At 64.2% G+C, this 17942-nt stretch carries 16 protein-coding genes; 9 read left to right on the forward strand and 7 right to left on the reverse strand.

What is annotated here, in order from left to right; genetic code table 11:
- Positions 1-67 precede the first annotated feature (67 nt).
- Complete coding sequence (locus tag ABID59_RS25350; protein ID WP_354085183.1) at positions 68-991, reverse strand: polyprenyl synthetase family protein; 924 nt, start codon at positions 989-991, stop codon at positions 68-70.
- Positions 992-1152: 161 nt separating this feature from the next.
- Between ABID59_RS25350 and mtgA the strand changes: the two genes are divergently transcribed.
- The 3 genes from mtgA to ABID59_RS25365 all read left to right on the forward strand — a co-directional run bounded on the left by mtgA (position 1153) and on the right by ABID59_RS25365 (position 2959).
- A complete protein-coding gene (gene mtgA / locus ABID59_RS25355; RefSeq protein ID WP_354031414.1) occupies positions 1153-1827 on the forward strand; it encodes a monofunctional biosynthetic peptidoglycan transglycosylase in 675 nt (224 codons plus the stop codon).
- Between the two features lie 166 nt (positions 1828-1993).
- On the forward strand, positions 1994-2176 hold the full coding sequence (rpmF, locus tag ABID59_RS25360; protein ID WP_007598106.1) for a 50S ribosomal protein L32: 183 nt from the start codon (positions 1994-1996) through the stop codon (positions 2174-2176).
- A gap of 153 nt (positions 2177-2329) precedes the next feature.
- A complete protein-coding gene (locus tag ABID59_RS25365) occupies positions 2330-2959 on the forward strand; it encodes a hypothetical protein (RefSeq protein ID WP_354031415.1) in 630 nt (209 codons plus the stop codon).
- A 205-nt stretch (positions 2960-3164) separates the two neighbouring features.
- Here ABID59_RS25365 and ABID59_RS25370 read toward each other — a convergent pair whose 3' ends face one another.
- Entirely contained in the window at positions 3165-3425 is a 261-nt protein-coding gene (locus ABID59_RS25370) for a hypothetical protein (protein WP_148754338.1), read from the reverse strand.
- 218 nt (positions 3426-3643) lie between these two features.
- On the opposite strand from ABID59_RS25370, the gene ABID59_RS25375 reads away from it, so the two are divergent.
- Positions 3644-5338, forward strand: coding sequence for a GGDEF domain-containing phosphodiesterase (locus ABID59_RS25375; RefSeq protein ID WP_187435211.1), 1695 nt, complete (start codon positions 3644-3646; stop codon positions 5336-5338).
- Between the two features lie 121 nt (positions 5339-5459).
- Here ABID59_RS25375 and ABID59_RS25380 read toward each other — a convergent pair whose 3' ends face one another.
- From ABID59_RS25380 to ABID59_RS25395, 4 genes are all read right to left on the reverse strand, one after another.
- On the reverse strand, positions 5460-8327 hold the full coding sequence (locus ABID59_RS25380; RefSeq protein ID WP_354085184.1) for a PAS-domain containing protein: 2868 nt from the start codon (positions 8325-8327) through the stop codon (positions 5460-5462).
- 201 nt (positions 8328-8528) lie between these two features.
- Complete coding sequence (locus ABID59_RS25385) at positions 8529-9404, reverse strand: GNAT family N-acetyltransferase (RefSeq protein WP_354085185.1); 876 nt, start codon at positions 9402-9404, stop codon at positions 8529-8531.
- 36 nt (positions 9405-9440) lie between these two features.
- The gene (locus tag ABID59_RS25390) at positions 9441-10421 is read right to left on the reverse strand and encodes an amino acid--[acyl-carrier-protein] ligase (RefSeq protein WP_354085186.1); all 981 of its coding nucleotides are present in this window, start codon (positions 10419-10421) and stop codon (positions 9441-9443) included.
- A 78-nt stretch (positions 10422-10499) separates the two neighbouring features.
- The gene (locus ABID59_RS25395) at positions 10500-11714 is read right to left on the reverse strand and encodes an acyl-CoA dehydrogenase family protein (RefSeq protein WP_354085187.1); all 1215 of its coding nucleotides are present in this window, start codon (positions 11712-11714) and stop codon (positions 10500-10502) included.
- 356 nt (positions 11715-12070) lie between these two features.
- On the opposite strand from ABID59_RS25395, the gene ABID59_RS25400 reads away from it, so the two are divergent.
- The 3 genes from ABID59_RS25400 to mtnA all read left to right on the forward strand — a co-directional run bounded on the left by ABID59_RS25400 (position 12071) and on the right by mtnA (position 14458).
- Positions 12071-12343 (forward strand): phosphopantetheine-binding protein, encoded by a 273-nt coding sequence (locus ABID59_RS25400; RefSeq protein WP_148754344.1) that lies wholly within the window; start codon positions 12071-12073, stop codon positions 12341-12343.
- A 111-nt stretch (positions 12344-12454) separates the two neighbouring features.
- On the forward strand, positions 12455-13330 hold the full coding sequence (locus ABID59_RS25405; RefSeq protein WP_354085188.1) for an S-methyl-5'-thioadenosine phosphorylase: 876 nt from the start codon (positions 12455-12457) through the stop codon (positions 13328-13330).
- 18 nt (positions 13331-13348) lie between these two features.
- Positions 13349-14458, forward strand: coding sequence for an S-methyl-5-thioribose-1-phosphate isomerase (mtnA, locus tag ABID59_RS25410; protein ID WP_354085189.1), 1110 nt, complete (start codon positions 13349-13351; stop codon positions 14456-14458).
- A 120-nt stretch (positions 14459-14578) separates the two neighbouring features.
- On the opposite strand, the gene ABID59_RS25415 is transcribed toward mtnA, so the two are convergent.
- Complete coding sequence (locus tag ABID59_RS25415) at positions 14579-15214, reverse strand: HAD-IA family hydrolase (RefSeq protein WP_354085190.1); 636 nt, start codon at positions 15212-15214, stop codon at positions 14579-14581.
- A gap of 110 nt (positions 15215-15324) precedes the next feature.
- Here ABID59_RS25415 and ABID59_RS25420 point away from each other — a divergent pair, with 110 nt between their 5' ends.
- Together ABID59_RS25420 and ABID59_RS25425 are read left to right on the forward strand one after the other, a co-directional pair.
- Positions 15325-16083, forward strand: coding sequence for a S1 family peptidase (locus tag ABID59_RS25420; RefSeq protein WP_354085191.1), 759 nt, complete (start codon positions 15325-15327; stop codon positions 16081-16083).
- 122 nt (positions 16084-16205) lie between these two features.
- Positions 16206-17708 (forward strand): flavin-containing monooxygenase, encoded by a 1503-nt coding sequence (locus tag ABID59_RS25425; protein ID WP_354085192.1) that lies wholly within the window; start codon positions 16206-16208, stop codon positions 17706-17708.
- Positions 17709-17942 lie beyond the last annotated feature (234 nt).

The following is a 17942-nucleotide window of genomic DNA, read 5'->3' on the forward strand; positions in this document are numbered from 1 at the left end:
GAGAGAGCCCTCACCCGCGCCTTCGGCGCCACCTCTCCCGCAAGCGGGAGAGGTGGAAAATCAAACGTCAGCTCTTGCGTTCGGCGACGAAGCGGGCGGCGGCTTGCAGCACGGCGGCGCGATCGCCGAAGATCGACACGGCGCTGTCGGCGCGCGCGAGCAGGTCGCGCACGCGCTGCTTTGCGCCTTCGATGCCGAGCTGGGTGACGAAAGTGGTCTTGCCGAGCGCTGCGTCCTGGCCCGAGGGCTTGCCGAGCGCTGCCGCATCGCCTTCGACGTCGAGCAGATCGTCGGCGATCTGGAACGCTTCCCCGAGCGCGCGGCCGTAATCGTCGAGCGCCTGATATTCCGCCTTCGAGGCCTGACCGAGAATCGCGCCGGCGATGCAGCCATAGCGCAGCAGCGCGCCGGTCTTCATCTGCTGGATGCGCGCGACATCGACCGGTTCACGATCGCCAAAGCGGCCTTCACCGGCGAGATCGAGGATCTGGCCGCCGACCATGCCGCCGATGCCGGCGCAGCGTGCCAGCGCCCGCGTCAGCAGCAGCCGCACATTGGCATCGCGATGGATCTCGTCGCGGGTGACGATGTCGAAGGCGATGGTCAGAAGGCCGTCGCCGGCGAGGATCGCGGTGGCATCATCGGTCTGCTTGTGCAGGGTGGGGCGGCCACGGCGCAGGTCCGAATTGTCCATTGCCGGCAGATCGTCATGGATCAGCGAATAGCAGTGGATGCATTCGAGCGCCGCGCCCACGAGCAGCGCCGCTTCGCGGGGAACGCCGAACACGGCCGCGCTCTCGACCACCAGGAACGGCCGCAGGCGCTTGCCGCCATTCAGGGTCGAATAGCGCATTGCGTCCATCAGTCGCTTGGGACGGGCGATCTCATCGTGCAGGATGTCGTCCGACAGCAGGCGCCCGAGCAGGGCTTCGGTGTCATCAGCGGTCTTGTCCAGGCGGTTGGCGAAATCGGACGGGGACGTGCCGGTCATCAAGAAAGGCTCCAGAACCAAAATTCGGCGGGACAATCCTTTATGAGCCGGCCCCAGTCAATCGTTTGGAAGGCCTAAAAAGTGCTGGAAAACGCCCGAATTATCACAGACTTAATGCCGAGGCCGCGAGCCGCGTTTCATTTTGCGCCGGAAAGGTCGATTTGCGCATCGTCAAAATCCTGCTGCTGGCGCTCGCGGTCGTGGCTTTCGCGCCCTATGTGGTCGCGCCGTTCTACCGCAGCGGCCATCCGGTCTCGACGCTGATGGCCTGGCGCTCCCTGACGGGCGCGCCGATGCATCGGGAATGGATCGATCTGGCGGCGATGTCGCCGTATTTGCCGCGCGCGGTGGTGGCGGCCGAGGACGCCCATTTCTGCAAGCACCACGGCATCGACTGGGGCGCGCTGCGCGAGGCCATCGACGACGCCAAGGAGGACGGTACGCCGTTCCGCGGCGCCTCCACCATCACCCAGCAGGTCGCGAAAAACCTGTTCCTTTGGCAGGGGCGGGATTTCGTCCGCAAGGCGCTGGAATTCCCGCTGGCGCTCTGGATCGATCTGGTCCTGCCCAAGCACCGGATCCTGGAAATTTACCTCAACATCGCCGAGTTCGGCCCGCAGGGCCAGTTTGGGGTCGAGACGGGCAGCGCCTATGCCTTCGGCAAATCGGCCGGCAATCTCTCCCCCCGGGAAGCGGCCCTTTTGGCCTCGATCCTGCCGAATCCGGTCAAACGCAGCGCCAGGACCCCGGGACCGGGCGTCCGGCGGCTGGCCGGGACATACGTGGCAAGGGGACAGGCCTCCTCGCTTTTGACCTGCTGGCGGGAAAATCGCTGATTTCGGGCCCTTTTCGGGCGTATTTTCCGTCCCAGAACCCTAGCTTTACGGCCAGCCTTCCTCTATAAGCCCGGCCTTGATCGGCATTTCGCTCGCCCCGTTTGGATGCTGAGCCGTCCCCCAGCGGACGATGCCCTGATGACACCAATCCCTAGAGGATATTGAAATGGCCGTTCCGAGACGAAAAACTTCGCCGTCGCGCCGTGGCATGCGCCGCTCGGCAGACGCCATCAAGAAGCCGACCTATGTGGAAGACAAGGACTCCGGTGAGCTCCGTCGTCCGCATCATCTCGACCTCAAGACCGGAATGTACAAGGGCCGTCAGGTCCTGAAGAAGAAAGAGTCCTAAAGACTCTTCTCGGGCAGGGTTATCCTCGATCAGGATGACGTGACCTGCCTGATTTCGGCCAATCCATGAGATATGACGGTGTCGGCGGCGGAGCGTATGCTGCGCCGTCGCGTTGTCTTGCCCGGACATCTTGATCGAGAAGGCGCTTTGCCGATGGTCGGTTTCCCGCTGCTTCTGATTCCGCTCGCGGTCTACAACATCATCGCCTTCCTGATGCCCAGCGTGTCCTTTTCGGACGTGCTGTTCAAGGTGCCGATGATCACCGGCGAGACCTGGTCGGTCACGCTTGCCGATCTGCTGCTCGCGCTTGGCGTGTTGCTGCTGCTGCTCGAAGTGGTCAAGGGCGCTCGGCCCGGCGCGAAATTCCTGATGGATCATCTGCTGTCGCTGATCCTGTTCGGCGCGGCGGCGGCCGAATTCGTGATGTGGCCCAAATTCGGCAATTCCACTTACTTCCTGCTGGTGCTGCTTGCGATGGCCGATTTCCTCGGCGGCATCGCCCAACGTGCGCGCCGTCGCATCACCTATGTTGCCGCCGAGGCGGTCGCGGTGCCGCGCAAGGCCAAACGCCAGGCCGAGGCGCCGCCGCCGGCGACGGTGTTCGAGCCGAAGCTCAATCCCGTGCCTGAACCGCCGCCCGCGCCCTCGGCGCAATCGGTCGCCGAATCCGTCTTGATGGATCACCCCGCGCCGAAGCCGGGCATCGTATCGTCGCCGGAAATTCCCTCGCCGCATTTGCAGCCGGGCAACGGTACGCCGCCCTCGCCCGAAGAGCCGCGCTGATTTCTCTGGATTCGCCCGCATCTCACTGCGGCGGCAGTGTGCTCCCTCGCCCCGTTCTTACGGGGAGAGGGTTGGGGTGAGGGGCCTCTCTCCACGCATGAGATCGCCGTGAGACCTGTACCCCCTCACCCGGATCGCAAGAGCGATCCGACCTCTCCCCGCAAGCGGGGAGAGGTAAGAAGGGCCGTCTCACTTCAAATCGATCTCAAGCCACCTGACGCGTGCGTGAGGTGACGCTGGGAAGCGGGCGTTTGCCATAGGCCATGCGGGCGTCCTCGGAGGAGCCGCGGCGCAGCCGGCTTGCCTGGGGCAGGTGCTCGGCATTGGCGATCAGCTGGGTGACGAAGCTCGGATCGGGGCGCGTCAGCGGGATGACTTTGTGGACCCATTCCAGCGTCGGGGTCAGCGGCACCACTGCGGTGCCCACCGTCCGCTCCGCTTCGTCCGATCTATCAGTCGTCACCATCGTAACACCGTCAGGCCGGTCAATTGTCGCGTTTCGGGACGAAGCGCGCTGTGCCTGTGATGGTCTCGCAAGGCCTATGCCGGTCGAGCCTATATGGTTCCGGGGGCCCGCAAAACGTGGTTTCCAAATTGTTTATCAACTTTGCCTAGGGTCGGAGACGAATCTGGCCGTATTCTGTGCCGACTCAGGACTCCCCGCTGTCCCGAAACGAGGCGCTTTTGACTCCAGCATTGCCACAAGCCTCTGAAATCCTGGCCGCTCTCGGTCAGGCCGTGTTCGTCTGGGATATCGCGAGCGACGCCATCGTCTGGGGCGAGCAGGCCGACGCCATCTTCCCCGGCATTCCCCCCGAGCGGCTCGCGACCGGCGCCGAGTTCGCCAAGCTGATCGAGCCTGCGCAGACGCTGCGGAGCGCGGCGCTGGCGCAGACTTCCGCCGTGCACGGCACCGACGGCACGCCCTACCGGGTCGAATATGGCGTGCGCCTGAGCGCCTCCGATCCCGTGGTCTGGATCGAGGAGACCGGCCGCTGGTTCGCCGGTGCCGACGGCCGCCCGATGCGCGCGATCGGCTCTGTCCGCATCAACAATGAGCAGCACGCCCGTGACGAGGAGCTGACCAAGCTTGCCCGGCTTGATCCTCTGACCGGCGAGCTCAACCGCTCTCACCTGATCGCGGCGCTGGCCGAGGCGATCGAGGAGACGAGCCGCTTCCGCTCGACGGCAGCCTTCATGCTGGTCGGCATCGATCATCTTGCCCGCGTCAACGACGCCTTTGGCTTCGACGTTGCCGATGCCGTGATCCTCGACGTCGCCAAGCGCATTCGCACGCGCTTGCGCGGTGGTGACGTGCTCGGTCGCTTCTCCGGCAACAAGTTCGGCCTGATCCTGAAGAACTGCACCGTCGACGACATGAACGTTGCCGCGGAGCGCTTCCTCGCCGGCGTCCGTGATGAGGTGGTGCCGACCAAGTCCGGCCCGGTCTCGGTCACCGTCTCGATCGGCGCCGTCAGCCTGCCGCGCTATGCCCGCAACACCGACGAGGCCATCAACCGCGCCCACGAGACGCTGGATGCCGCCAAGCGCCGCCGCGTCGGCTCGTTCGCCGCTTGGCGTCCGAATGCCGAGCGCGACGCGCAGCGCCGCGTCAACATTCGCGTCACCGACGAGATCGTCACCGCGCTCAACGAGCGCCGCATCAAGCTCGCGTACGAGCCGGTGGTGTCGGCTGCCACGCGCGAGGGCGCGTTCCACGAATGCCTGGTGCGGATGGATCAGGGCGGCGGCCAGGTGCTGCTCGCGCCCGACATCGTTCCGGTCGCCGAGCGGCTCGGCCTCATCCGCCTGGTCGATCACCGCGTGCTCGAGCTCGTGGTCGCCGAGCTCGCGGCCGCGCCCGACATCCGCCTCAGCCTCAACATTTCGCCCGATACCACGATGGACCCCGATTGGTGGGCGGGAATCGAATCGCTGATGCACGCCCATCCCGGCGTCGCCGAGCGGCTGATCGTCGAGATCACCGAGACGGTGGCGATCCAGGACATCGACGACGTCCGCGGCTTCGTCACGCGGCTGAAGAATTTCGGCAGCCGCATCGCCATCGACGATTTCGGCGCCGGCTACACCTCGTTCCGCAATCTGCGCAAGCTCGGCGTCGACATCGTCAAGATCGACGGCGCCTTCGTGCAGAACATCACGCATTCCGCCGACGACCGCGCCTTCGTCCAGACCTTGATCGATCTCGCCCGCCGCCTCGACATCAAGACCGTCGCCGAATGGGTGCAGGACGAGGAGGCCGCCAACATGCTGCGCGACTGGGGCTGCGACTACATCCAGGGCCGCCTGATCGGGCTGGCCTCCGCTGACCGCCCGTGGGGTGCGCCGCCGGACAGCGCGCTGCCTGCGGCGGGGTGAGATATCGTAGGTAGATTGCCGCGGCGTCGCGAACGCCATGATTTCCCCTTTGAAATCAATGCCGTTCTACTGTGCATGGGGTTGTTTTCGCGATATTCGCGAGAGGACAGGCAGAAAGGGCTCACGCCACGCGGCGGACTGCGTTCAGCGTCTCGATGGTAAGCCCCACCTCAGCCGCCGGGCAGGGCTTGCCGAAATAATAGCCCTGCACCGCCGTGCAGCCGCATTCGCGGACGAAGTCGAGCTGCTCGATGGTCTCGACCCCTTCCGCCGTCGTCTCGACGCCGAGCACGGCGCCGAGGCTTGCGATGGTGCGGACGATCGCGGCGCTTTCCGGGCTCTCGCCGAGCGTGCCGACGAAGGAGCGGTCGATCTTGATGCGGTCGAACGGAAATTTGCGCAAGTAACTCAGCGACGAATAGCCGACGCCGAAATCGTCGAGGCTGACGCGCACGCCGAGGGTGCGGAGCTGGTGCAGGATCCCGATCGTGGCTTCGCTGTCATCGAGCAGCGCCGTCTCGGTGACCTCGAGCTCGAGCCGCCGCGGCGGCAGGCCGGCTTCTGCAAGCGCGCTCGTCACCATCGCCACCAGTCCACGCGAGCGGAACTGCACCGGCGACAGATTGACCGCGACCGTGACATCCGGCCATGAGGCCGCAGTGGCGCAAGCGGTACGCAGCACCCATTCGCCGATCGGAACGATCAGCCCGTTCTCTTCGGCGATCGGAATGAACTCGGCCGGCGAGACGAAGCCGCGCGAGGGATGCTTCCAGCGCAGCAGCGCCTCGAAGCCGGTCAGCTCGGTGGTGTCGAGCCGCACCTGCGGCTGGAACACCAGATGGAACTGGTTGGCTTCCAGCGCGCCGCGCAGATCGTGCTCCAGTGCGTGCCGGCTGCGCGCCTCTTCTTCCATTTCGGGCTCGAACAGCTGATAGGCGCCGCGTCCCTTGGCCTTGGCCTGGTACAGCGCGAGATCGGCGCATTTCATCAGCTCGTCGGCGTCGAGGCCGTGGTCGGGCGCGATCGCGATGCCGACGGAGACGCCGACATGGATCGACTGGCTCTCCAGCGGCGGCGGATGACCGATGATCTCGACCAGGCGGCGTGCCAGCCGCTCCGCCGATTGCGGTTGCGGTCCGCGCTGGAGCACGGCGAACTCGTCGCCGCCGAGACGGGCGACGGTGTCGTGCTCGCCGGCATTCTCCCTTAGCCGCGCCGCGACCCAGCGCAGCAACCGGTCGCCGGCGGCGTGGCCGAGCCGGTCGTTGACGGTCTTGAAATTGTCGAGGTCGAAGCACAGCACGGCCATGGCGCCGCCGGCGATCGCGACCTGGTTCAGCCCCTCGCCCATCTTCTCGCGGAACAGCGTGCGGTTGGGCAAGTCAGTCAGGGAGTCGTGCTGCGCCATGTGCGCGACCCGGGCCTGGGCCTTATGACGCTCGGTGACGTCCTCATAGGTGACGACCCAGCCGCCATGCTCCATCCGCTTGTGGTTGAGCTTGATGATGCGGCCGTCGCTCAAATGGCGGTGCAGCGTGTGCTCGCCCTCGCGCAGCCGCTCGACATAGTCGGCATAGATCTTGGCGGCGGTGGTGTTCGGATGGATGCCGAGATCGCAGCTGTGCTCCATGATCTCGCGCATCGAGACGCCGGGCTTCACAATGTCGGGCGACAGGCCGTACATCTCGATGTAGCGGCGGTTGCAGACGATGACGTGGAGGCTCGCATCGAGCATGCACAGGCCCTGGCTCATGTTGTTCAGCGCCGCGTCGAAGCGGCGATACTGCTCACTCAGCTCCTCGACCGCGCGTTCGCGCTCGGTGATGTCCTCGTAGGTGGCGACGAAGCCGCCCTCGGGCAGCGCGCAATAGCGAACCGAGATCACGGTGCCGTTCGACATGCTCCTCCGCATCGGAGAGGAATCGCGGTTCGCGATGCGCGCGCTGGCAGCTTCAACGAGCTGTTGCGGGCTGTATTCGGAAGCGAAGGCGCCGTTCGTCATCGAGCGCTCGATCAGCTCGGCGAGATGCGTGCCGGGCTTGCTATCCTCCGGCGACAGCCGATAGATCTGCTGGTAGGTGGAGTTGCAGATGCGCAGGCGCATGTCGCTGTCGTAGAACGCGAGGCCATGCGCCATGTTTTCGAGCGCCGCATCCAGCATGAGATTTTGCTGCTTCAGCGTCTCTTCGTGCTGCAGCCGCTCAGTGACGTCCTCATGCACGGTGACCCAGCCGCCGTCTGGCATGAATCTGGATACGGCCTGTACCCTGCGGCCGTCATAGCGCGTCACGAGAACGGTTTTCGGGCTCCTGGTCCGGACGTCGTTGATCCGGGTCTCGCGGAACTCGTCTGCGGACATATCCGCCGTGTTACCGCGCGACAGCCAGTGCTCGATGGCCGTGCTATGCGAGATGCCCGACTTCAGGACCTCAGGGTCCAGGTTGTAGAATTGCAAGAAGCGTTCGTTGCAGACGACGACGCGGCTGTCGGCGTCATACATGATGAGGCCGTGCGACATGTTGGCGAGCGCGTGCTGGCTGCGCTCGGTCTGAAGTTGCAGCTCGACCTCGAGCCGGGCGAGGCGGCTGACATCGTCACAGATCGTCATCCAGCCGCCGTCGGGAAGCGGCTTCAGCTCGAGCGTGATGACCAGGCCGCTGGCGAGTGTCTGCCGCGTATGGAATGGCTTGCCGGCCGCGATCAATGCGATCCGCGCAGCGTAGAGCGCGTCAAGGTCACTTGCCCGGATATTGCCGAGCGCCACGCTGTGGGCGAGCACGTCGCGGTAGCGCGTTCCGAGCCGGACAATGTCGGCCGACATGCCGAACAGCTCGATATACCGGCGGTTGACCAGCACGATCCGGTTGTCGGCATCGTAAACGCAGACGCCTTGTTCCATGCCGTCGAGCGCAAGCTGGCTCAGCGAGAGCAGGGCCTGCTGGCCTTGCTCGCGGCGCGCACCGAGCTCGTTGTCGCGGGTCGACGTCATGGGACCAGTGGATCTCGGTGGCAATAGACTTAGCGCAACGTAATTCAGCCACCGAGCGTAGCGAAGAGGCGGGAAAATTCCCTTAAGCGCCGTAGTTTACGGAGGGTGACCGGTGATGGAGAGAGTGCGGACCTCGGGCGCGAGAGATGCTGAGGTGCTTGCAAGCCTGAGTTGGCGATGGCTGCGCAGCAGACGCTGCTTCTACGGCCCGTACAGCACGAGTTCCGTATCCGTGAGGTCGGCCAGTCGCGGGCGGTGCGGACCCCTGAAATATTTGCGGCCGCGGCGCTCGGTATAAATACCGACAAGGCCGGGGATGGGCTCGTTCGAATCGACGATCACCGAGATCTTGCCAAGCCGCAGCAGCAGCCGGCCAATGCGGCCGGCGCAGGCGGCATATTCGGCGGCACTGCGGCAGTAGATCAGCTGCATCGCCGGCGGTGCGATGAAACCGCGGCGGATGCGCACCGGTTGCAGGATGAAGGGGAAGACTCCTTTCGGCGTGCGGCAGACCAGGCTGAGGCAATTGTAGCGCGCGTGCCGGGTCAGCAGCTCGGTCTCTTCGTCGGAGAGCCCTTCGATCTGCTTGGTGTGCTGCGAGATGACCTCGATCTTGCTCCAGCGCGGCGCGCGCGACAACGCCGGCACCGAGAAGAACAGGCCGCGGCAATAGGCGCGAAAGCCCTGCGTCTCGATGATCGGCCAGGTCCAGACGGCCGGGCTGATGTTGAGATAGGTGACGTGCTTGTGCCGCTGCGCGATCTTGGTCAGCAGCGGCGCGTAATTGCGGTAGGCCGGCTCGACGTACCAGCTCGACAGATTGCAGTGGATGGCGGTCTCCTCGCGATCCTTGCGCGTGGTGTATATCAGCAGCAGCACGCCGACCGGCGTGCCGTCATTGTCGAGCATGTAGCCGAAGCGCGGATAGCCGTCCGGCACCGGCCGGAAGGCCTGCCGGCGCAGTCCCTGGATCCAGTAATTGCGCGAGCGGCCGACGAAGCCACGCGTCAACAGGTCCGCGACCGCATCGACGTCGGCTTCGGTGATCTCGCGACATCGGACCTTGGTGTGGATCACGCTCGTCTTACCCGTGGAAATGATCGGCCTCTTGCCTTAGCGCCAGCCTTCGCCGTGGGCATCCGCCGCGACCCGCGACTGCATGTCCAGAATGTCCCGCACCTTGGCGGGCCACGCGGAGAGATCGGTGCCGTGGGTGTGGAACATCGCGACCGCGAGCCGGTCCATGCCGAAGGCGACGCAACCGGTGTGCGCGGGCTCGCCATTGGTGTCCTGGATGTCCCAGGTCGTGCCGAAATGTTCGCGGTGATAGTTGAAGCTCATGCAGGCGGTTGGTTGCTCTTCGGAGCGCAGCGGGATGAGCAGCTCGAACTTGAGTTGCTGCTGTTTCTGGCTCACCGCCTTCATCTGGCCGACGCGGCCGAAGAAGGGGTCGCTGGCATAGTCGACGCGGAAGGTCAGGCCGAGATCGGTCGCGATTGCCTGCGCGCGCACCATCCAGCGCTCGCGGAAATCGGCGACGTCATCGGGGGTGCCGATGCAGACATATTCGCGCATCCGGAACGATTGCAGCCGGTCGAGATGCTTTGACGGTTCGCGGCGGAAGCAGTCGGCCGCGACGTCGAAGCGCAGGCCGCCCTTCGGCAGCTGGCCGCGGCTTGCTGCGATCGGATACACGGGATAGCAGGCCGCGGGCGACAGCACGAGGTCGGCCGGCGAGAGCGACGAAGTCCAGTCACCACCGGCATCGAAGCGGCTCACCGCGGCGTTGATCTCGCGTTCGGTGCCATGCAGGCCGCAGACGCAGCCGAGCAGGTTCGGAAAGCTCTTGAGGTAGCCGGATTTCTCCAGCTGGGCGCGGCTCATCACCGGCGGGAAGCGCATCACCTCGGTGCCGGCTTCGCGATTGCTGGTGATCAGCGCGGCGAGCTTCTCGACGATACCCTCATAGAGCGCGGTACGGGCGTAGACGCCGTCCGAGCCCATGCGATGGAACAGCTTTTCGACGAGATGATCGAGCGGATCGACGATCTGCGGTGCAGTTTCGGGCGAGTTGGGGAGAACAGCAATGTTCATGTTCGACTTCCTGTTATCGGCAATTATTCTTGTTGGTCTCGAAAGCACGTCAGTCGGGAAGACTTGTCAGAAGGCTTGTCAGTCTCGAAGGCTTGCCGGAATGCCGCTCATCAGGGTCGAGGTGGCGGCATTGGCGAGAATGCGGTCGTTGTTGATCATGATCGGCGACGACAGCACGTCGCGCAGGTGGCGGCCCATGGTGAACTCGCCGTCGTTACGGTAGCCGGACAGGCCCGCGGTGCGCATCGCATGCATCACGGTCTCGACCGCAAGCTCGGAGGCCTGCACCTTCAACAGCGTGATCGAGGACTGCAAGTCGAGCGAGCCGAGCGCGCGCTCGTCATGCTCGGCGCGGGCGAAGGCGTCGAGATTGGCCGATATCAATGCGCGCAGTTTGGCCAGCGACATTTTTGCGGCGGTGAAGTGCGCGGCCGCGGGCGGCATCTGACCGCCGGAGCTGCGGGCCGCCTTGCGAACGAAAGCCTGCGCACGCGTGACCGAAGCAGCGGCAATGCCGGCCCAGGCCGACGACCAGCACAGATGCGCGAACGGCGTCATGGTCTGGGCGTGGATCTTGTCATAGGCTTCCGGGAATACGCGGTCGGCGGAGCAGTCGACCTTCAGCTCGAAGCCGGTCGAGCAGGTGCCGCGCATACCGAGCGTTTCCCAGCCCTGCGTCTGCTTCAGCGAATAGTCGTCCTTGGCGAGCGCCAGCAGCACCTGGTCGGAAGCAGCGGCCTCGGTGGCGCGGCGTGCGATGGTGACGAGGCCGTCGGCCTGGGCGCCGTAGGAGATCACGGTGGCGTCGCGCACCAGCGAGACGGTGTCGCCGGCGTGGTCGACCGCGGCCGCGCTGGCGCGGATGTTGCCGCCATTCCGGCCTTCGGTGGTGGAGGAGGCCAGCAGCCACTGGTCTCGGGCGACCCGGCGCATCATGGTTTCCATCCAGGGAATGCCGTGACCGTGGCGGATCACGCAGGCGACCTTGGTCGTATGCATCGCGTAGATCATCGCTGTCGAAGCGCACGCGCGTCCGAGCGTGTAGCAGATGTCGGTGACGTCGTAGATCGAGGCGCCGAAGCCACCGAATTCGACCGGGATCATAACGCCCAGCAACTTCTGCTCGCGGGCGATATCAAAAGCCTTGTGGGGGAAGCGGGCGTCGCGATCGACGCCGTCGGCGTCGGCCGCTGCCACGGTGGCGGTGCGAGCCGCACGCTCGATCAAGGAGGGGCCTTCGAGAAGGCTCGCTTGGGTCTCGTCGACAGTCAGGACTGCTTCACGCACGTTCATGCTCGTCCGCCTCCGTTTCGTCGTTCGAGACCGCAGGCATCATTTGCGATGCCGTTCGCAATCATCCGACCATCTTTGCTTGTGATTGGAGGCTACGGATTTAATTCAAATTCGTCGATGAAATAGAAGGTAAACGAACTGCAATTCCGAACGAACAGTTAAGGCCCGGTTGTTTGCATCGCCGAAAGTCCGGGTGTCGTGTTAGGGTTTTGGAAGGAGCCGGAATTTCGGACAATCTGACTCATCGTTTACTAAGAAACGCGAAGTAATGGTGACGCCCATTGCGGGGCCGGCCCGTCGTGCCCATCGTACCCGGCAACCGGTCCGACCTTTTTTAGACAGATGGGAATTTGCCGATGCAGGCCTTCGATACCGATTTGCGCAATCGCATCACCAAGCTGGTGAAGGGCATCCTCGCGCAGAACGCGCTCACCGCCAATGTCACGCCGTCGACGAAACTCGTCGATGCCGGCCTGACCTCGATGGACATGGTCAATCTGATGCTCGGCGTCGAAGCCGAGTTCGACTTCACGATTCCGCAAACCGAGATTACGCCGGAGAATTTCCAGTCCGTCGAGACGCTGGAACGCATGGTCGCCACCCAGCTGCAGCCGGCGACGGCGGCCTAAGTTCGGCGCAGGCTTCTTTCGGCCCGGCAAGACCACAGCACCCGTTCCAAAACTGCCGCAAAACTGGCATAGCTTAACCATGTCGCGGGTCGCGAACGGGGTGGAGCAGGCATGACGCAGGCGGTATTGGGCATCATCGGCGGCTCCGGCATCTACGATTTGCCGGGTCTCGAGGGCGCGCACGAAGAGGTGATCAAGAGCCCTTGGGGCGAGCCGTCGGCGCCCGTGCGGCGCGGTACCATCGCAGGCCTGCCGATCGTGTTCCTGCCGCGTCATGACAAGGGCCACCGCCTGTCGCCCTCCGACATCAACTACCGCGCCAATATCGACGTGCTGAAGCGCGCCGGCGTCACCGACCTGATCTCACTGTCGGCCTGCGGCTCCTTCAAGGAGGAGATGCCACCCGGCATCTTCGTTCTCGTCGACCAGTTCGTCGATCGCACCCACAAGCGCGAGAGCTCGTTCTTCGGCAAGGGCTGCGTCGCGCATGTCTCGATGGCGCATCCGGTCTCGCCGCGGCTGCGGATTCACCTTGCCGCGGCGGCCGAGGCCGAGAGCATCGCGATCGCGCGCAGCGGCACCTATGTCTGCATGGAAGGGCCGCAATTCTCCACCTATGCGGAAAGCATGACCTACAAGGCGCTGGGCTATTCGGTGATCGGAATGACCAACATGCCCGAGGCGAAACTCGCCCGCGAGGCCGAGATTTGCTACGCGACCGTCGCGATGGTGACGGATTTCGATTGCTGGCATCCCGATCACGACGCCGTCACCGTGCAGGACATCATCCGCGTGCTGACCTCCAACGCCGATAAGGCCAAGGCGCTGGTGGCCCGCCTCGCCAAGGATTTTCCGCGCGAGCACGAGCCATGCCCGATCGGTTCGGACCGTGCGCTCGACACCGCGCTGATCACCGCGCCCGAGGCGCGCGATCCCGAGATTCTGAAGAAGCTCGATGCGGTGGCGGGGCGCATCCTGCGCGGTTGAGACGAAAGGCAAAATGCCATGAAGGTCGACGGCAAGAATTTCCGCAGCATCTGGCGCGAGCGCGACGGCTGGTCGGTCGGCGCGATCGACCAGCGCAGGCTGCCGCATGAGTTTGTCGTTGCGAAGCTGACCTCATGCGAAGACGCGGCAGTTGCGATTCGCGATATGCTGGTGCGTGGTGCGCCGCTGATCGGCGCGACGGCGGCTTACGGCATGGCGCTTGCGATGCGCGAAGACGCCTCCGACGCCGGCCTGGCGCGCGCTTACGAGACGCTGGTCGTGGCGCGGCCGACCGCGATCAATCTGAAATGGGCGCTGGACGAGATGCGCGCGACCCTCGCGCCGATCGACCCGGTGGAACGTGCGGAAGCAGCCTACGCCCGCGCCGACGAGATCGTCGAGCAGGATGTCGAGATCAACCGCGGCATTGCCGCCAACGGTTTTGCATTGATCGAGGCGATCGTCGCGAAGAAGAAGCCGGGCGAAGTGGTGAACGTGCTGACCCATTGCAATGCCGGCTGGCTCGCTACCGTCGACTGGGGCACCGCGACCGCACCGATCTATCTCGCACATGAGCGCGGCATCAAGATCCATGTCTGGGTCGACGAGACCCGGCCGCGCAACCAGGGCGCCTCGCTTACCGCCTGGGAGCTCGGGCATCATGGCGTGCCGCACACGGTGATTCCTGACAATACCGGCGGACATCTGATGCAGCACAGCATGGTCGATCTCGCCATCGTCGGCACCGACCGCGTCGCCGCCAATGGTGACGTCTGCAACAAGATCGGCACCTATCTGAAAGCGCTCGCCGCGCATGACAACGACGTGCCGTTCTATGTCGCGCTGCCGTCGCCGACGATCGACTTCTCCGTCAATGACGGCATTCGCGACATTCCGATCGAGCAGCGCAGCGGCGCTGAGGTCACCGACATGACCGGCCGCACGGCCGATGGCCGGCTGGAGACAGTGCGCATCGTGCCGGAGGGCTCGCCCGTCGCGAACTACGCCTTCGACGTGACCCCGGCGCGTCTCGTCACCGGCCTCATCACCGAGCGCGGCGTGCTGAAGCCGGATCGTGCTTCGCTCGCCGCCGCCTTCCCCGAGCGGATCGCCGCCGCGGCGGAGTAGGTTTGGTTAGGTGACCTCTCGCCACAGTCGTCATTGCGAGCGCAGCGAAGCAATCCAGACCGTCTCCGCGGAAAGACTCTGGATTGCTTCGCTGCGCTCGCAATGACGGAGAATGACGCGCTAGCTCAGGTTCAATCCGGTTGCGGCTTCAAGGTCTTTGATCGCCTGCGCGCCGCTCGTGACCTTGATCGTGGTCATGCCCATCTCGCGCGCGGGCTTCAAATTGACGCCGAGGTCGTCCAGATAAACGCATTTCTCCGGATCGACCTTCAGCGTCTCGACCATCAGCTGGTAAATGCGCGGGTCGGGCTTGCGCAGGCCGATCTTGGCGGATTCGATGACGTGGTCGAACAGCACCATGACCTCGGCGACGTAGAGTGAACGCCCGGTCATGCTGCCGATAGCGTTGGCCGGCAGATTGTTAGTGATGCAGCCGGTCTTGAATTGTGCCTTGATGCGCTTCAGCGCCTCGACCATTTCAGGACGCAAATCGCCCTGGACCAGCGGCAGCACGTCGCGCCCGCGCACCTCTGCGCCGAGTGCACGCGACTCCGTGGCAAACAGCTTGTCGAAGGTATCGATATCGACTTCGGCGCGCTCGAACTTGGCCCAGGCGTTCTCCAGATGATTGGCGGCATTGGTGCGCCGGATGATGTCGAGGGGCAGGCCGCGCTCGGTCTCGTATCGCGCGAACGCCTCGAACGGCGAGCTCGTCAACACGCCGCCAAAATCGAAGATCACAGCCTCGATCGCCACTATCCTGCCCTCGTCAGTTCCTTTCCAAGAGGGCTAGCATGCGCTATCGGCAAGGGCCAGTCTGAAGCAATCCCGCGCCTGCACCCATGCTGACGCCAAGGCGTGTTCCCATGAAGAAGCTTGTCATTCTCACCGTAGCCGCGCTGACGCTCGCGACGCCCGCTCATGCCATCGTCGGTGGCGGCACGCCGCAAGCCGACGGCGTCGCGCGCGCAGTCGTTACCATCGTGGGCTCGCGCGGCAATTTCTGCACCGGCAGTCTGATTGCGCCGAAACTGGTGCTCACCGTCGCGCACTGCGTGCAGCCCGGCGCCGACTACAAGATCGTTGATCATGGCCCCGATGGCGCGCCACAGCTACTGAATGTGCGAACTGTCGCGATCCATCCCAGCTTCAACATGCAGGCGATGCAGGCGCATCGCGCGACGGCCGACGTTGCATTGCTGCAACTGGAAATTCCACTCAAGGGAAAATCGACGGTGCCGGTCGGTATGCCGAATATTCCAATCCCGGTTGGCAGCCGCTTCACCATCGCCGGTATCGGCGTCACCGTGCGCGGCGATGGCAAGAGCGGCGGCACGACGCGGGTTGCTGCGCTCATTGCCACGGGCCAGCCCGGCACGCTCCAGATCCGCCTGGTCGATCCCGTAACCAACGGTGTTCGCGACGGAATCGGCGCCTGCACCGGCGATTCCGGTGGCCCCGTGTTCGAGGACAAGCCGAACGGTGCCGTGCTGGTCGGTGTCATCAGCTGGTCGACGGGACCGAATGGTGCCGCCGGCTGCGGCGGATTGACCGGGGTCACGCCGCTGACGCTCTACCGCGACTGGATCTTGCAGACCGCGCGGAGCTGGGGCGCGGCGTTGTAGTTTGATCGCGACTTGATCTATGCCATTTTGCGGAGGAAGCGCGGTTGGGGACCATGCCCGTCGCGGAGGAAACGCGTTGCCCATCAAGGGCGACCTGAAAAAGACAAGGCATAGAAGCAACAATGAATGTCGCTGTTCGCAGTCACGCCACGGCCAAACAGGCTTCAGAACATTTCGACGTGCTGATCGTCGGTGCCGGCATCTCCGGCATCGGGAGCGCCTATCACGTCACGAAGCAGCTTCCCGGCACGAGCTACGTCATCCTGGAGACACAGGCGACGTTCGGCGGGACCTGGAGCACGCATCGCTATCCCGGCATTCGCTCGGATAGTGATCTCCATACTTTCGGCTACAGCTTCAAGCCCTGGGTCGGGCCGCCGATTGCAACCGCCGAGGAGATCCTCGCTTATATGAACGAGGTGATCGACGACAACGATATCGCCCGCCACATCCGCTACAAGCACAAGATCAACTCGGCGAGCTGGTCGAGCGAGCAGAACCTCTGGACCATCGAGGCGGTGACGACCGACACCGGCGAGACAAAGACCTTCACCGCCAATTTCCTCTGGATGTGTCAGGGCTATTATCGCCATTCCGAAGGTTACACGCCGGAATGGAAGGGCCTGGACCGCTTCAAGGGGCGCATTGTCCATCCGCAGACCTGGCCGGATGATATCGATCTCAAGGCCAAGAAGGTCGTCGTGATCGGCTCGGGCGCGACCGCTGCGACGCTGGTGCCGAACATCGCAGATACATGCGCGCATGTCACCATGCTGCAGCGCTCGCCGACCTATTTCCGCCTGGGCCGCAACGCCATCGAGATCGCGGAGGAATTGCGGCGGCTCCAGGTCGACGAAGCCTGGATTCACGAGATCGTCCGCCGCAAGATTCTGTTCGAGCAGGACGCGTTCACAAAGCTCTGCTTGTCCAAGCCGGAGCAGGTGAAGAAGGAGCTGATCGGCCAGATCAGCGCAGTCCTCGGCCCGGACTACGACGTCGAGACGCATTTCACGCCGAGCTATCGCCCGTGGCGGCAGCGCATCGCCTTCGTTCCCGATGCCGATCTGTTCAAGGGCATTGCCGGCGGCAAGGCCTCGGTCGTCACCGACGAGATCGAATGCTTCGTCGAGAACGGCATCCAGCTCAAATCCGGCAAGCTGCTGGCGGCCGACGTCATCGTCACCGCGACCGGCTTCAACCTCTCGGCACTCGGCGACATCGCCTTCGAGATCGACGGCAAGCCGCTCGCCTTCGGCGACACCGTGACCTATCGCGGCATGATGTTCACAGGCGTGCCGAATATGGTCTGGGTGTTCGGCTATTTCCGCGCGAGCTGGACGCTGCGTGTGGATCTCGTTGCGGACTTCGTCTGCCGGCTGCTCGGCCACATGAAGGCGAAGGGCAGCGAGAAGGTCGAGGTGAGCTTGCGCGCCGAAGACCACAACATGCCGATACTGCCGTGGATCGATCCGGAAAACTTCAACCCCGGCTATATCATGCGCGACATGAAGCTGTTGCCGAAGCGCGGCGACAAGCCGGAATGGCAGCACAGCCAGGACTACTGGACCGAGAAGGACGAGATCCCGAAGACAGATCTGGATGACGGGGCGTTTGTTTATGGGTGAGGTTGTTGTTCGTTGGGGGGCGGTAGCGGTTGCCACACACACCGCTATCGTCCCGGACAAGCGTAAGCGCAGATCCGGGACCCATACCGCGGAATCTATCGGTTGCGGGTGGTGACCGTCCCGCAACTACAAACCTTCGCCAAACATCTCCCCGTGGCTATGGGTCCCGGATCGATGCTCCGCTTCGCTGCGCTTGTCCGGGACGACAGCATTTGTGGGCGGTAGCACCCCAAC

Origin of the sequence: Bradyrhizobium sp. S3.3.6 (genome assembly GCF_040546905.1) — a bacterium.
GTDB classification, from domain to species: Bacteria; Pseudomonadota; Alphaproteobacteria; order Rhizobiales; family Xanthobacteraceae; genus Bradyrhizobium; species Bradyrhizobium cytisi.